The sequence below is a fragment of the Blastococcus colisei genome (assembly GCF_006717095.1).
Taxonomy (GTDB): Bacteria; Actinomycetota; Actinomycetes; order Mycobacteriales; family Geodermatophilaceae; genus Blastococcus_B; species Blastococcus_B colisei.
Map to the genome: position 1 here is coordinate 646,917 of NZ_VFQE01000001.1, position 15,182 is coordinate 662,098.

Here is a 15,182-nt window from a genome sequence, read left to right on the forward strand (position 1 = left end):
GCTGCACCCGATCCAACGAGCGGCCAGGGTATTCGGTTACGGCCCCGACGATTCGATCTCCGGTCATCGCAGACCGTCCGGCAGGAGGCCCGCGAGACGGCGGACCGCCCGGTGCTGGAGCGCCTTGATGGCGCCGTCCTTCTTGCCCATGATCTCGGCGGTCTCCGACACCGACAGGCCGTGGATGAAGCGCAGCACGATGCACTCCTGCTGCTCGCTGCCGAGCTGCTGCACGCAGGCCAGCAGTTCCCGGTTCGTCAGGTGCTGGACGACGGCGTCCTCCGGACCGTCGGTTGCCCGGTCGGCGTCCCGCATGTCCGCCGTCGTGACCTCCAGCCGGTACCGGCTGCTCTTCACGTGGTCCCGGATGATGTTGCGAGCGATCGTGACCAGCCACGCGCCCACGTCACGGCCCTGGAAGGACAGGGAATCGATCCGGCGCAGGGCCCGCACGAAGGTCTCGCTGGTGACGTCCTCGGCGGTGGCGCGGTCCCCGACCCGGTAGTACACGTACCGGTGCACCATCGACACGTAGTGGTCGTAGAGCCGCCCGAACGCCTCCGCGTCGCCCGCCTGGGCCTGGTGGACCAGTGCCCAGACGTCCACGCCCTCGGGTGCGGGCAGGAGGTCGATCCCCAGTGCACCGACGTCCTCGACCTCCTCGACGTCCTCGTCGACGACCGGGGCGGGCACCTCCTGCACCACGTTCGGTGCCGGGAAGGCCTCCGCGCTCGCCCGCGGGTACGGGGTCGGCCGGGGTCGGGGGGCCGGCCGCGGGTGCGGGGAGGGTCTCGGCGACGCCGTCGGAGGCGCGGCGGCGCGCGACCGCTCCGCGTCCAGGGGGTGGGGCATGCGGGCGATCGACCTCCTTGCCGGCCCGCGTACCTGGACGTCTTCCCCCGGCGCGCCCGGCGGGGAACGGGCGCGCGATGCTGCAGGGCCGACCCCATGGTGACAACATCGCCACAGCCCGTCCACGCCAGCCTGCCGGATCACACCCGGAAGTGCCTCCCGGTGGCCGGCGATGAGCACCACTCCAACGGAGGAGATGTGGAAGAGGCAGGCACGTCGCTGGCCGAGCTCGTCCGGGCCGCCGCCCGCAGGCGCCCCGACGCGCCCGCGGTGGTGGCCGGGGAGCAGCGGCTCACCTGGGCCGAGCTCGACGCCGCCGTCGACCGCGCCGCGGCCGGCTTCGCCGGACGGGGTCTCGCCCCCGGCGACCGGGTGGCGATCCAGCTGCCCAACGGGCTGGCCTGGCTGCGCGCCGCGCTGGGTGCCTTGCGGGCCGGGCTGGTCGTCGTCCCGGTGAACACCGCCTACACCGATCCCGAACTCGAGTACGTCCTCACCGACTCGGGTGCCGGCCTGCTCGTCGCGGCGACCGACCGGTCGCCAATGGCCGGCGTGCCGGTCAGCCCGGGCCCGCCGGACGCCGACGGCCCGCCGCCCGAGGTGGCGGCGGACCCGGCGGCGCCGTCGTTCCTGGCCTACACCAGCGGGACGACGGGTCGTCCCCGCGGCGCCATCCTCGCCGCCGCCGCGCTGCGGGCCAACCACGAGCAGTGCCTGGCGATGACGCCGCCGCCGGTCCGCGAGGACGACCGCGTGCTCCTGGTCCTGCCGCTCTTCCACGTCTACGGCCTCAACGCCGGCTTCGGGCTGGTCGCCGCCACCGGTGCCTGCGCCGTCCTGCAGGAGACCTTCGACCCGCGCGCGTCGCTGGCCCTGATGGCCGAGGAGCGCGTGACGGCGGTGCCCGGTGCGCCGCCGATGTACCAGGCCTGGCTCGCCGCCGCCGACGCGGCCAACCGCGACGATCCCGCCCATCCCGACGCCGAGCTGCGCCGGGGGTTCGCCGCGATGCGGATGGCCTCCTCCGGCGCGGCGCCGCTGCCCGAGGAGGTCTGGTCGGCCATGCGGGACCGCGCCGCGGTGACCGTCTGGGAGGGCTACGGCCTCACCGAGGCCGCACCGGTGGTGGCGAGCACCCTGGCCACCGGACGGGCCAAGCCGAACTGCATCGGCGGGCCCCTCCCCGGGGTGGAGCTCGAGCTGCGGGACACCGCCACGACCGGGCACGACGGTCAGCCCGAGGACGACGAGCCACTGGAGGGCCCCGGGGAGATCTGGATCCGGGGCGCCAACCTCTTCGCGGGCTACTGGCCCGACGGCGCCGACGGCCCGGACGCCGGCGGCTGGCTGGGCACCGGCGACCTCGCCTATCGCGACGCCGACGGTGACCTGCACCTGGTCGACCGGCGCAGCGACCTCGTCCTGGTGAGTGGGTTCAACGTCTACCCCGCCGAGGTGGAGCGCGTCCTGGACGCCCACCCCGCCGTCGCGGAGAGCGCCGTCATCGGCGTGCCCGATCCCACAACCGGGGCCGCGGTCCGCGCCGTCGTCGTCGTCCGGCCGGGCGCGCGGCTCACCTTCGAGGAGCTCCAGTCGCACGCCGCGGAATCCCTGGCCCGGTACAAGGTGCCGACGTCGGTGCACTTCCTGCCGGCGCTGCCCCACTCCCTGACCGGCAAGGTCAGCCGTGCCCGGCTGCGAGAGCTCGGCCTCACCGGGACCGACGGCGCCGGGGTGGACACCGAGGTCGTGGTCGCCGGTGGCTGACAGCACCCCCCGCCTCCAGCTGCTCACCCGGGCCGGCTGCCACCTGTGCGAGACGGCCGCCGAGACGCTGACCCGGATCGGCGCCGAGGCCGGCCTGGTCCCGGAGGCGATCGACGTCGACGCCGATCCGGAGCTGCAGGCCGAGTACGGGGACCGGGTGCCGGTCGTGCTGCTCGACGGCCGCGAGCACTCCTACTTCACCGTGGACGTCGTCCGGCTGCGGCAGGACCTCGGACTCGCCTGACACGGACCCAGGCATAGGTACCTATACCTGTGTTTTTGGTGCCCAGACGCATGTATAGGTACCTATGCCTGGGCGCGGGGGCAGGGGGGTCCTTCCGCACTCGGTCGGGGGTTTCCGTGGGCTCGTTCAGCGTGGTCTCCACCACAGCGGCACCCGTACGGGCCGGTCAACGGCCTCCACGGCCTCCGACGACTTTGTTCCTGCGTTCACAAGCGGCTACCGTGGCGAACGCAGGCGAGTGCCGCCTGCGTCCCCTGATCCCCGCGCCCTGTACGGGCGCGACCGCTGTGGAGAGCCCGTGATCCAGCCGCGGCCCCGGACGATCCCGGAGGCCACCGTCGCCCGCCTGGCCGTCTACCTCCGGGTGCTGACAGCACTGGCCGACGGCGGCCGGAGCACCGTCTCCTCCGGGGAACTGGCCGCGGCGGCCGGGGTCAACCCGGCCGGGCTGCGCAAGGACCTCTCCCATCTCGGCTCCTGCGGCGTGCGCGGGGTGGGCTACGAGGTCCGCACGGTGCGCGACCGCATCTCCCGCGTGCTCGGTGTCGAGCGCTCCCGAGCCTGCGTGCTGGTCGGCATGGGCAACCTCGGGTCGGCGCTGGCGGACTACGCCGGGTTCGGTTCCCGCGGGTTCGCGTTCGTCGGCCTGTTCGACGCCGACCCCGCCCGGATCGGTCAGTCGATCGGCGGGCACACCGTGCGCCAGATGGACGAGCTCGAGGACGTCGTCGCCGCGACGCAGGCCTCCATCGGGGTCATCACGACACCGGCCGAGGTGGCCCAGTCGGTCTGCGACCGGCTGGCCACGGCCGGGGTGAGGAGCATCTTGAACTTCGCGCCGGTCACCCTCGCCGCGCCGCCCGGGATCGACGTCCGCAAGGTCGACCTGTCCGTGGAGCTGCAGGTGCTGGCCTTCCTCGGCCAGCAGCGGCTCGTCCCCGCTCTCGACGACACGGCTGTCGGGGAACCGGCGTGAGTCTCCTGGCGGTGGGCGTGTCCCACCAGACCGCTCCCGTGGCGCTGCTCGAGCAGTTCGCCATGGGCCCCGACGACCGGGTCAAGGCCCTGCACGAGCTGGTCGAGAGCATGCACGTCACCGAGGCGCTGGTGCTCGCGACGTGCAACCGGATCGAGGTCTTCGCCGAGGTCGAGAAGTTCCACGGCGGCGTCAGCGACGTGAGCCGGGTCCTCGCCCGCCAGGCCGGCGCCACGGTCGAGGAGCTCTCGCCCTACGTCACCGTGCACTACGAGGACCAGGCCGTCGCGCACCTGTTCACCGTCGCCTCGGGGCTCGACTCGATGGTCGTCGGCGAGACGCAGGTGCTCGGCCAGCTGCGCGCGGCCTACGCCCTCGCCCGCGAGGAGGGGACCGTCGGCCGTGCCCTCCACCCGGTGGCGCAGCGCGCCCTGCGGGTCGGCAAGCGGGTGCACACCGAGACGGGCATCGATCGGGCGGGCGCCTCGCTCGTCTCCGTCGCGCTCGACCGGGCCGAGGAGTCCATCGGCAGCCTCGACGGTCGCCGGGTCCTCGTCGTCGGCGCGGGGTCGATGGGCGCACTCGCGGCCACCACGCTGGCCCGTCGCGGGGCGGCGGTGGTCGTCAGCACCCGCACCGAGGCCCATGCCGCCCGGCTCGCGGAGGCTGTCGGTGGCCGCGCCGCGGCTCTCGACGACCTCTCCACCGAGCTGGCGGGCGCCGACGTCCTGGTCACGTGCACCGGTGCGACGGGGCTCGTCGTCGCCACCGACGTGGTCGCCGACGCCATGCAGGGGCGAGGGGAAAGGCCGCTCGTCGTCGTCGACCTCGCCCTGCCGCGGGACGTCGACCCGGGCGTGGCTGCGCTGCCCGGCGTGCACGTGGTCGATCTGGCTCTCCTGCAGGGTGAGCGCGCCGCCACCCCCGGGCGGCCCACCGCCGGCCCGGTCGCGGCCGACGACATCGCCGCCGCCCACGCCCTCGTCGAGGCCGAGACCGCCCTGCTGCGCGCGGAGCGGCAGGCCGCCGAGGTCGCGCCCACGGTCTCGGCGCTGCGCAGCCAGGCCGCCGAGGTCGTCGACGCCGAGTTGCTGCGGCTGTCCACCCGCCTGCCCGCCCTCGACGCCCGCGACCGCGCCGAGATCGCCCGCACCGTCCGCCGGGTGGTCGACAAGCTGCTGCACGAGCCGACCGTGCGCGTGAAGGAGCTCGCGGCCACCCCGGGGGAGACCGACTACGCCGGAGCCCTGCGGGCGTTGTTCGGGCTCGGCATCGACTCGCCCGTCCAGGACCTGGCCGACGCGGTCACGGTCGACCCGGACCTGCGGGCGGGGGAGGCGTCGTGACCACCTCTACCGTCACCGCCACCCTGCGCCTGGGCACCCGGGGCAGCGAGCTGGCGCGCACCCAGTCCCAGGCCGTCGCCGACGCCATCACCGCGGCGACCGGCGCACCGGTCGAGCTCGTGCCGATCGTGACCGAGGGCGACCGCTCGCCGGCCGCCATCGCCCAGCTCGGCGGCACCGGCGTGTTCGTGGCCGCGATCCGTCGCGCGCTGCTCGAGGGAACCGTCGACCTGGCCGTGCACAGCTACAAGGACCTGCCGACGGCGGCCGAGCCGGGGCTGACCATCGCCGCCGTGCCCCGCCGGGAGGACCCGCGCGACGCGCTGGTCGCCCGCGACGGACTCACCCTCGGTGAGCTGCCGCCCGGGTCGAAGGTGGGCACCGGCGCGCCCCGCCGCGTCGCCCAGCTGCGGGCCCTGGGCCTCGGCCTGGACGTCGTCCCGATCCGGGGCAACGTCGACACCCGCATGGGCCGGGTGCGCGGCGTGGGCGAGCCGGGCGACCTCGACGCCGTCGTCCTCGCCCGGGCCGGACTGACCCGGCTGGGCCGCCTCGGCGCGATCACCGAGACCCTCGACCCGCTCCAGGTGCTGCCGGCCCCGGCCCAGGGAGCGCTGGCGGTGGAGTGCCGCACCGGCGACGCCCGCACCCGGGAGCTGATCGGCCGGCTGGAGGACGCCTCCGCCCGTGCCTGCGTCGCGGCCGAGCGCAGCACTCTCGCCGCACTCGAGGCCGGCTGCAGCGCTCCGGTCGCCGCCTACGCCGAAGTGGCCGAGGGCGAGCACGGCCCCGAACTGTTCCTCCGCGCCTCCGTGACCGCGATCGACGGCAGCGACGCCGTCCGCGGCTCGGTGAGCGGCCCGCTCGCGGACGCTGCCGCCCTCGGGCGGGCGCTGGCCGACGAGCTCCTCGACCGCGGTGCGGCCGAGCTCATGGCGGTCCGGTCATGACCCGCCATCCCATTCAGACCCCCGCACAACAGGCCCTTCGGGCCAGGATCAGGAGCACGCGATGACGCGCTTCCGCAAGACCGCAGGCCACGCCGGCCGGGTCGTCTTCGTCGGAGCAGGCCCGGGTGACCCCGGCATGCTCACTGCCCGGGCGACCGCGGCGCTCGCCGAGGCCGTCCTCGTCCTCGTCGACCCCGACGTCTCCGTCGCCGTCCAGGACGCCGTCCGGGACGCGCACCCCGGCACGGAGCTGAGCCCGGCCGTGGGCGAGCCGGCCGAGGTGGCCAAGGCGGCTGTCGAGGCGGCCAAGAAGGGCGCGGTCGTCGTCCGGCTGGTCGCCGGTGACCCGTACGCCACCGACGCCGTGGTCAAGGAGGTGCTGGCCGTCGGCCGCACGTCGGTCGCCTTCGACGTCGTTCCGGGCGTGGCGACCGCGACCGCCGTTCCCGCCTTCGCCGGGGTCGCCACGGGCGGCACGACGGTCACGGCCGACCTCCGCAGCGGGGTGGACGTGACGGCGCTGGCCGCCGCGACCGGCTCGACCGGCGGCACGCTGGTTCTCCAGGGCGCCGTCGAGGACCTGCCCGACGCCGCAGCACGGCTGGTCGAGGGCGGTCTCTCGGGTGGCACCCCGGTCGTCGTCACCACCGGGGGCTCGGGGACGGCGCAGAAGAGCGTCGTCGCGAAGCTCGCTGCGGTGGCCGAGAAGACGGCCGGACTGGACTCGTTCAGCGGCCCGGTCGTGGCCACCGTCGGCACCGCCGTCGACAAGCGCGCCCGGCTGTCCTGGTGGGAGAGCCGGCCGCTGTTCGGCTGGCGGGTGCTGGTGCCGCGCACCAAGGACCAGGCCGGCGAGATGAGCGACCGGCTGCGCGCCTACGGCGCCGTGCCGGTGGAGGTGCCGACGATCGCCGTCGAGCCGCCGCGCAGCCCGGCGCAGATGGACCGCGCAATCAAGGGCCTGGTCACGGGCCGGTACGGCTGGATCGTGTTCACCTCGGTGAACGCGGTGAAGGCCGTGCGCGAGAAGTTCGCCGAGCTCGGCCTCGACGCCCGCGCGTTCGCCGGCGTCAAGGTGGCCTGCGTCGGCGAGCAGACCGCCGAGACCGTGCGCGCCTTCGGCATCCAGCCGGAGCTCGTCCCCTCGGGCGAGCAGTCCAGCCAGGGCCTGCTGGCCGACTTCCCGCCCTACGACGACGTCTTCGACCCGATCGACCGGGTGCTGCTGCCCCGCGCCGACATCGCGACCGAGACCCTCGCCGCCGGGCTCCAGGAGCGCGGCTGGGAGATCGACGACGTGACCGCGTACCGGACCGTCCGGGCGGCCCCGCCGGCCGCGTCGGTCCGCGAGGCGATCAAGGGTGGCGGGTTCGACGCGGTGTGCTTCACCTCGTCGAGCACGGTGCGCAACCTCGTCGGCATCGCCGGCAAGCCGCACGCGAAGACCGTCGTCGCGGTCATCGGCCCGGCCACGGCCGCCAGCGCCCAGGAGTTCGGCCTGCGCGTGGACGTGCAGCCGGAGACCGCGGCCGTCGGCCCGCTGGTCGACGCGCTCGCCGAGTTCGCCGCGGCCCGTCGCGCCGAGGAGGAAGGGTCCGACTCGTGACCGCCGGGTTCGCCCGCGGGCGTCGGCTCCGGTCGACGCCCGCGCTGCGGCGGCTCACCGCGCAGACCCGGCTGGCCCCCGCCGACTTCGTGCTCCCCGTCTTCGTCAAGCAGGGCATCGACGAGCCGGTCGCGATCAGCTCGATGCCCGGCGTCGTCCAGCACACCCTGGACTCGCTGCGGAAGGCCGCGCACGAGGCGGCCGACGCGGGCATCGGCGGGCTGATGCTGTTCGGCATCCCCGGCGACAAGGACCCGGTCGGCTCGCAGGCCGACGCCGCCGACGGCATCGTCAACGTGGCGCTGCAGCAGTTGCGCGCCGACCTCGGCGACGAACTGGTGCTCATGGCGGACCTGTGCCTGTGCGAGTACACCGACCACGGGCACTGCGGCGTGGTCACCCCGGCCGGCGTCGTCGACAACGACCCGACCCTCGACCGCTACGCGGCGGTGGCCATCGCCCAGGCGCAGGCCGGCGCCCACGTCATCGCGCCCAGCGGGATGATGGACGGCCAGGTCGCGGCCATCCGGCGGGCCCTGGACGGCGCCGCGTACACCGAGACGCCGATCCTGGCCTACGCCGCCAAGTACGCGTCGGGCTTCTACGGCCCGTTCCGCGAGGCGGCCGAGGGGGCGCCGCAGTTCGGCGACCGCTCGACCTACCAGATGGACCCGCCCAACGCCGACGAGGCGCTGCGCGAGGTGGCCCAGGACCTCGCCGAGGGCGCCGACGCCGTGATGGTGAAGCCGGCGTTGCCCTACCTCGACATCATCACGCGGGTCGCCGACGCGGTGCACGTGCCGGTGAGCGCGTACCAGGTCAGCGGTGAGTACGCGATGGTGGAGGCGGCCGCCGCGAACGGCTGGGTCGACCGCGAGCGGGCGATCCTGGAGACCCTCACCGCCATCCGCCGTGCGGGGGCCGGCACGGTGCTCACCTATTGGGCCGTCGAAGCGGCACGCCTCCTGCGGTGACCGCCTACGTCGAGCAGGGGGGCACCTGGCGGCCGTTCTGGATCGTCGCGGCCGCGATGGTCGCCTTCCTGGTGCTCGACGTCGCCCTGCCGGGACCGGACATCGCTCCACTCGTCTGGGTCGTGGCGCTGGTCGTCGTCCTCGGGATCGTCGCCGTCGGCACGCTGTCCGGCCGCCGGGTCTGGACGGTCCGGGTGGACGACGGCGCGCTCTCCGTCGGGCGCGAGGAGGTGCGGCTCGCCGACATCGACGTCGACCACCTGCGCGCGGTCGACTCGGGGGTCGACGCCGGCGCGCCGGTCCTCGGCGGCGGCTGGTCGCTGCCGCGGGGCCGCACCGGGCTGCCGCTGAGGTTCACCGACGGGCGGACCGTCCTGGTGCCGACCCGCGATCCGGCGGCGCTGCACGAGGCGCTGGTGGTCCGTGTGGCCGACACCTCCGACACCCGTGACAGTTCGTCAGGATCAGAGGGGACACTGGGCTCGTGACCTCGCTGGACAGCACTGCCTACACCTACGAGGCCCCGGTCTCGGCCGGCCTCTTCGCCCGTGGACGGACCATCATCCCGGGCGGGGTGAACAGCCCGGTCCGCGCGTTCCAGGCCGTTGGAGGCACCCCGCGGTTCATGGCCGAGGGGTCCGGTCCCTGGATCACCGACGCCGACGGCCGCCGCTACGTCGACCTGGTCAGCTCCTGGGGTCCGCTGCTGCTGGGCCACGCGCACCCCGCCGTCGTCGAGGCGGTCACCGCCGCAGCCCGGCGCGGGCTGTCCTTCGGCGCCCCGACCGAGGGCGAGCTCGACCTCGCCGAGGAGATCCGGTCGCGCGTGGCCCCGGTGGAGCGGGTGCGGCTGGTCAACTCCGGCACGGAGGCCGTGCTCTCGGCCGTCCGGCTCGCCCGGGGCACCACCGGCCGGCCGCTCATCGTGAAGTTCGCCGGCAACTACCACGGGCACGTCGACGCGCTCCTCGCCTCGGCCGGCTCGGGCGTCGCCACGCTGGGCCTGCCCGACACCCCTGGCGTCACGACGGGCGCCGCCGCCGACACCGTCGTCCTGCCCTACAACGACGTGGCCGCGGTCGAGGCAGTGTTCGCCGAGCGGGGCGGCGAGATCGCCTGCGTCATCAGTGAGGCCGCCGCGGGCAACATGGGCGTCGTCCCCCCGCTGGACGGCTTCAACGCCGAGCTGCGCCGGATCACCGCCGCCCACGGCGCGCTGCTGATCCTCGACGAGGTCATGACCGGCTTCCGCGTCTCGCGCTCGGGCTGGTACGGCCTGGACCCGGTCGACGCCGACCTGTTCACCTTCGGGAAGGTCATGGGCGGCGGGCTGCCCGCCGCCGCCTTCGGCGGCCGGGCCGACCTCATGGACTCGCTCGCCCCGCTCGGGCCGGTCTACCAGGCCGGCACGCTGTCGGGGAACCCGGTGGCCGTCGCCGCCGGGCTGGCCACGCTGCGGCACTGCACCGACGAGGTCTACGCCCACTGCGACGAGGTCGCCGCCGTCCTGCGCGGCGCCGCGAGCGCCGCGCTGTTCGCCGCCGGGGTGGCCCACCGGGTGCAGCAGGCGGGCAGCATGTTCTCGATCTTCTTCGTGCCCGACGAGCGGCAGGTCCGCGACTACGACGACGCGAAGACGCAGGACGTCGCGCAGTACACCGCCTTCTTCCACGCGCTGCTGGCCCGCGGCGTCTACCTGCCGCCGTCGGCCTTCGAGGCGTGGTTCGTCAACGCGACGCTGTCGGGCGAGGCCCTCGACCGTGTCCTCGAGGCGCTGCCGGCCGCCGCCCGTGCCGCGGCGGAGGTGTCGGGGTGACGGAGAGCACCGTCGTCCACCTGCTCCGGCACGGGGAGGTGCACAACCCCGCCAAGGTCCTCTACGGCCGGCTCCCCGGCTACCGCCTGTCGACCACCGGCGAGGCGATGGCGCTCGCGGCGGCGGAGTGGCTCGCCGGCAAGGACGTCGCACACCTGGTGTCCAGTCCGCTCGAGCGGACGCAGCAGACGGCCGCGCCGATCGCCGAGAAGTTCTCGCTCCCGGTCGCGATCGACGAGCGGATCATCGAGGCGGGCAACGCCTTCGAGGGGCTCGTGGTCGGCGTCGGGGACGGTGCCCTGCGCGTTCCGAAGCACTGGTGGAAGCTGCGCAACCCGTTCCGGCCGTCCTGGGGGGAGCCCTACGTCGAGATCGCCGCGCGCATGCTGGCCGCCGTCGAGGCCGCCCGGGACGCCGCCCGCGGGCACGAGGCCGTGCTGGTCAGCCACCAGTTGCCGATCTGGACGCTGCGTCTGCACCTGGAGGGCCGGCGGTACGGGCACGATCCGCGCCGCCGCCAGTGCGGCCTGGCCAGCGTCACGTCGGTCGCCTACGACGGCGACCGAGTCGTCGGCGTCTCCTACGCCGAGCCCGCCGGCGGCACGCCGGCGGACGCGGTGCCGGGCGCATGAGGCGGGCCCTTCCTGCGCTGCTGGTGGCGCTGTTCCTCACCGGGTGCTCCTCCGGGCCCGACGCCGTCGACGTCAACGACGGCGGCGAGTTCCGGTTCGTGGAGGCGACGCCGACGGGCGAGGTCATCCCGCCCGACGAGCGGGCCACCGCGCCGGAGTTCTCCGGCACCCTGCTGGGCGGCGGCGAGTTCTCGTCCACGGAACTGTCCGGCGACGTCGCCGTCCTCAACTTCTGGGGCTCCTGGTGCCCGCCCTGCCGGGTGGAGACGCCGGAGTTCCAGGAGGTCTACGCCGACGTCCGGGACGACGGGGTGCAGTTCCTCGGCCTGAACGTGAAGGAGACCAGCGAGCAGTTCGCCCTGGCCTTCGTCGACCGCTTCGGCATCGAGTTCCCGTCGCTCTACGACCCGCGCGGGGAGGTGGCGCTGGCGTTCCGGGACTACCCGGCGACCGCCATCCCGTCCACGATCGTGCTGGACCGCGAGGGCCGGGTGGCGGCGGTGTACACCGGCGAGGTGTCGCAGGAGGACCTGCGGGGCGTGCTCGACCTGGTGCTCGGGGAGGTCTGACGTGGGGGACACCTTCGCCGGGCTGGTCACGGACGGACCGCTGCTCCTGGCGGCTGCCGTGGCCGCGCTCGTGGGGCTGGTCAGCTTCGCCTCGCCCTGCGTGCTCCCGCTCGTGCCCGGCTACCTGTCCTACGTCACCGGGCTGGTCGGCTCCGGTGCGGCGGCGGCGCCCAGCTCCAGCGGGTCGGGCGGGACGGCGACGGCGGTGCGCACCGAGGTCCCCCCGCGGGCGCGGATGGTGCTGGGCGCGTCCCTGTTCGTGCTGGGCTTCACCCTGGTCTTCGTCGCGTTCGGTGCGGCGTTCGGCGGCCTCGGCCGGCTGATGCTCGAGCACGCCGACCTGCTCAACCGCGTCTTCGGCGTCGTCACGATCGTCGTGGGCCTGGCCTTCCTGGGCTGGCTCCCGGTGCTGCAGCGGACGAAGCGGATCTCCGCCCGCCCGGTGGCCGGCCTCGCCGGGGCGCCGCTGCTCGGCATCGTGTTCGGCCTGGGCTGGACCCCGTGTCTCGGGCCGACGCTGTCGGCGGTCTACTCGCTGGCGTTCTCCGAGGCGACGGCGACGCGCGGCGCCCTTCTCAGCGTGGCCTACTGCATCGGGCTCGGGGTGCCGTTCGTGCTCGTCGCGCTCGGTGCGCGGTGGGCGGTCGGGGCCACCTCGTTCCTGCGCCGGCACGCGCGCTCGGTCACCCGGTTCGGCGGAGCAGTGCTGGTGCTGGTCGGGCTGCTCCTGCTCACCGGCGCGTGGACCGAGATGATGGAGTGGCTGCGGTCCTGGCTGGCCGCGACCGGGTTCGCGGAGACGGCGCTGTGACCGTGCTCGTTCCGCCGCGCGACACCCGGGCTCCCGCGCCGTCGCCTTCGGCTCCGCGGCGGGGCGCTGGGCTGCTCCCGCGCTGGTGGCGGCGGCTCACCGCGATGCGCACCGCGATCGTGCTGCTGTTCCTCCTCGCGCTCGCCGCCGTCCCCGGGTCGCTGCTCCCGCAGCGGTCGCTGTCGCAGAACAGCGTCAACCAGTACTTCATCGAGCACCCGTCGCTCGCGCCGGTGCTGGATCGGCTCTACCTCTTCGACGTCTTCAGCTCGCCCTGGTTCGCCGCGGTCTACCTGCTCCTGTTCGTCTCGCTGATCGGCTGCGTCCTGCCGCGCGGGCTGGAGCACTACCGGGCGATGCGGGCGGCGCCGCCGCCGGCTCCCCGCAATCTGCTGCGCCTGCCCGACTCCGGCCAGCTGCCCACCGTCCTTCCCGCGGAGCAGGCGCTCGACGTCGTGGAGGAGGAGCTGCGGGTCCGCCGCTTCCGCGTCGTCCGCCGCCGGGGGGAGCTCTCCGCCGAGAAGGGCTACCTCAAGGAGACCGGCAACCTGCTGTTCCACCTGTCGCTGGTGGCGCTGCTGCTCGGCCTGGCCGGCGGGAAGCTCTGGGGGTACGAGGGCAGCATCCTGGTGACCGAGGGCCAGGGCTTCTGCAATTCCTTCCAGCAGTACGACACGTACTCGGCGGGTCCGCTGGTCGACAGCGGCGACCTCACCCCCCTGTGCGTCGACCTCGAGGACTTCCGCGCGGAGTACGAGGACAACCTCACCGCGGCCTCCTTCACCGCCGACATCGGCTACGGCGCTCCGGGGGAGGAGAGCCGGACGACGACCATCGGGGTCAACGACCCGCTGCGCCTCGACGGCGACCGCGTCTACACCACCGGACACGGCTTCAGCCCCACGTTCACCGTCACGCGGCCCGACGGCACCTCGCTCGACGACGTCTCGGTGCCGTTCCTGCCGTCGGACCAGGCGACGATGGCCAGCCAGGGGGCGCTGAAGGTCCCCGACCTCGGACCGGACGGCGAGGACCAGTTCGCGGTGGAGGGGTTCTTCGCCCCCACCGGACTGGTGCAGGGCGGGGTCCTCACCTCGGTGGACCCGCGGCCGCTCGCCCCGCAGGTGGCGATCGTGGCCTACCAGGGCTACCTGGGGCTGGACTCCGGCATCCCCCAGTCGGTGTACTCCCTGGATGCCTCGCAGATCGACCGGGGCCGCCTCACCGAGGTGGGCTCGGCGAACCTGTCGGTGGGCGAGTCGACCACGCTGCCCGACGGCACCACCATCGCCTTCACCGGCTACCGGCAGTTCGCCGCCTTCCAGTACTCGCACGATCCGGGCCAGCTGTGGGTGCTCGGCTCGTCGATCGCCCTGCTCACCGGTCTGCTGGGCATGCTGCTGCTCCGTCGCGAGCGGGTCTTCGCCCGAACCACCGCCGCGCCGGGCGACGGCGGTACCGTGCTCACGCTGGCCTCGATCACGCGGGGAAGCGGCGAGAACGCTCCCCGGTTCGCCGCTCTGACCGACGATCTCTCGGACGCGCTCTCCTCGCGTCGACCCGCACCCGAACCGGAGGACCCCCCGCGTGTCTCCTGACCAGCTGGCCTCGCTGTCGGACAACCTCTTCTCGATCAGCATCGCCCTGTACTCGCTGGCAGTGGTCGCCTTCAGCGCCCAGCTGGCCTTCGGCCGCCGGACGGCGCGTACCCGGCAGCTGGTCGGCGCCGGCGGTCCAGCCCTGGAGATGCCGGCCGGGACGTCGGCGCCGGCCGAGAACGGCCGCGGACGGCGCTGGGGAGCCCTCGCCATGGGGCTGGCAGCGCTCGGGGCGCTGGCCCACGGAGCGGTGCTGGTCACCCGCGCTCTGGCCACCGACCGGTTGCCGTTGGGCAACATGTACGAGTTCTCCACCGCCGCCGTCTTCGTGGCGGTCATCGCCTACCTGGTCCTCGCCCTGCGGGCGCCGGGCCTGCGGCACATCGGGCTGTTCGTCCTGGCCCCGGTCGTGCTCGCGATGGTGCTGATCGGGTTGTTCCTCTACGCCGAGGCCGGCCCGCTGGTCGCCGCTCTGCGGTCGTACTGGCTGGCCATCCACGTCAGCACGGCCGTCATCGGCTTCGGCGTCTTCTTCGTGAGCGGCATCGCCAGCGCCCTCTACCTGGGAAAGATCGCGCACGAGGAGCGGATCACCGCGGGGCAGAAGCCCGGAGGCCTGCTCTCGCGGCTCCCGGGCGCGGCGGCGCTGGACCGCGTGGCGCACCGGACCGCCGTCTTCGGTTTCCCGATCTGGACCTTCACCGTCATCGCCGGCGCTATCTGGGCCGAGGCGGCATGGGGCCGGTTCTGGGGCTGGGACCCCAAGGAGACCTGGGCGTTCATCGCCTGGATCGTCTACGCCGCCTACCTGCACGCCCGCACGACGGCGGGCTGGCGCGGCAAGCCCGCGGCCTGGGTGAACGTCGTCGGCCTCGCCGTGATGATCTTCAACCTGACGTTCGTGAACATGGTCTCCACGGGACTGCACAGCTACGCCGGAGTGAACTGAGCGCCTCGTCGCTCACGTCGGGTGATCGATCGCGAGGACGGGGCCCTTCTCAGATCCTGCGGGTTCGTGCTTCCATGCCCCGGTTGCGACCG

Annotated in this window: 15 protein-coding genes; 14 read left to right on the top strand and 1 reads right to left on the bottom strand. The window is 74.2% G+C overall.

Translation table 11 applies throughout. The features are described 5' to 3' along the window. Window positions 1–63 precede the first annotated feature (63 nt). Window positions 64–693: a sigma-70 family RNA polymerase sigma factor gene (locus tag FHU33_RS03060; protein WP_246063233.1), complete on the bottom strand. Its 630-nt coding sequence runs from the start codon at window positions 691–693 to the stop codon at window positions 64–66. Window positions 694–1,050: 357 nt separating this feature from the next. Here FHU33_RS03060 and FHU33_RS03065 point away from each other — a divergent pair, with 357 nt between their 5' ends. The 14 genes from FHU33_RS03065 (at window position 1,051) to ccsB (ending at window position 15,090) form a co-directional block, all read left to right on the top strand. After that, window positions 1,051–2,619, top strand: a complete 1,569-nt coding sequence (locus FHU33_RS03065; RefSeq protein WP_142024023.1) for an AMP-binding protein — start codon at window positions 1,051–1,053, stop codon at window positions 2,617–2,619. Beyond that, the gene (locus tag FHU33_RS03070) at window positions 2,612–2,863 is read left to right on the top strand and encodes a glutaredoxin family protein (RefSeq protein ID WP_142024026.1); all 252 of its coding nucleotides are present in this window, start codon (window positions 2,612–2,614) and stop codon (window positions 2,861–2,863) included. Before FHU33_RS03065 ends, FHU33_RS03070 begins: the two co-directional genes overlap by 8 nt. Before the next feature lie 298 nt (window positions 2,864–3,161). Continuing rightward, window positions 3,162–3,839 (top strand): redox-sensing transcriptional repressor Rex, encoded by a 678-nt coding sequence (locus tag FHU33_RS03075; protein WP_142024028.1) that lies wholly within the window; start codon window positions 3,162–3,164, stop codon window positions 3,837–3,839. After that, window positions 3,836–5,185, top strand: a complete 1,350-nt coding sequence (locus FHU33_RS03080; RefSeq protein ID WP_142024029.1) for a glutamyl-tRNA reductase — start codon at window positions 3,836–3,838, stop codon at window positions 5,183–5,185. The genes FHU33_RS03075 and FHU33_RS03080 overlap by 4 nt, the downstream gene beginning before the upstream one ends. After that, on the top strand, window positions 5,182–6,135 hold the full coding sequence (hemC, locus tag FHU33_RS03085; protein ID WP_142024031.1) for a hydroxymethylbilane synthase: 954 nt from the start codon (window positions 5,182–5,184) through the stop codon (window positions 6,133–6,135). Before FHU33_RS03080 ends, hemC begins: the two co-directional genes overlap by 4 nt. A gap of 61 nt (window positions 6,136–6,196) precedes the next feature. After that, complete coding sequence (locus FHU33_RS03090; protein WP_142024033.1) at window positions 6,197–7,741, top strand: uroporphyrinogen-III synthase; 1,545 nt, start codon at window positions 6,197–6,199, stop codon at window positions 7,739–7,741. Continuing rightward, window positions 7,738–8,715, top strand: coding sequence for a porphobilinogen synthase (gene hemB, locus FHU33_RS03095; protein ID WP_142024035.1), 978 nt, complete (start codon window positions 7,738–7,740; stop codon window positions 8,713–8,715). Before FHU33_RS03090 ends, hemB begins: the two co-directional genes overlap by 4 nt. Next, complete coding sequence (locus FHU33_RS24790) at window positions 8,712–9,203, top strand: hypothetical protein (protein ID WP_170182305.1); 492 nt, start codon at window positions 8,712–8,714, stop codon at window positions 9,201–9,203. The genes hemB and FHU33_RS24790 overlap by 4 nt, the downstream gene beginning before the upstream one ends. Then, the gene (gene hemL / locus FHU33_RS03105) at window positions 9,200–10,531 is read left to right on the top strand and encodes a glutamate-1-semialdehyde 2,1-aminomutase (protein ID WP_142024037.1); all 1,332 of its coding nucleotides are present in this window, start codon (window positions 9,200–9,202) and stop codon (window positions 10,529–10,531) included. Before FHU33_RS24790 ends, hemL begins: the two co-directional genes overlap by 4 nt. Beyond that, window positions 10,528–11,163 (top strand): histidine phosphatase family protein, encoded by a 636-nt coding sequence (locus FHU33_RS03110; protein ID WP_142024038.1) that lies wholly within the window; start codon window positions 10,528–10,530, stop codon window positions 11,161–11,163. The genes hemL and FHU33_RS03110 overlap by 4 nt, the downstream gene beginning before the upstream one ends. After that, window positions 11,160–11,732 carry a TlpA family protein disulfide reductase gene (locus FHU33_RS03115; protein ID WP_142024040.1) on the top strand — a complete coding sequence of 191 codons (573 nt, stop codon included), beginning with the start codon at window positions 11,160–11,162 and terminating at the stop codon, window positions 11,730–11,732. Before FHU33_RS03110 ends, FHU33_RS03115 begins: the two co-directional genes overlap by 4 nt. Before the next feature lies 1 nt (window position 11,733). Further along, entirely contained in the window at window positions 11,734–12,543 is an 810-nt protein-coding gene (locus FHU33_RS03120) for a cytochrome c biogenesis CcdA family protein (protein ID WP_142024042.1), read from the top strand. Continuing rightward, complete coding sequence (gene resB, locus FHU33_RS03125) at window positions 12,540–14,141, top strand: cytochrome c biogenesis protein ResB (protein ID WP_246063234.1); 1,602 nt, start codon at window positions 12,540–12,542, stop codon at window positions 14,139–14,141. Before FHU33_RS03120 ends, resB begins: the two co-directional genes overlap by 4 nt. Continuing rightward, the gene (ccsB, locus tag FHU33_RS03130; RefSeq protein ID WP_142024043.1) at window positions 14,131–15,090 is read left to right on the top strand and encodes a c-type cytochrome biogenesis protein CcsB; all 960 of its coding nucleotides are present in this window, start codon (window positions 14,131–14,133) and stop codon (window positions 15,088–15,090) included. Before resB ends, ccsB begins: the two co-directional genes overlap by 11 nt. The last annotated feature ends 92 nt before the right edge of the window (window positions 15,091–15,182 follow it).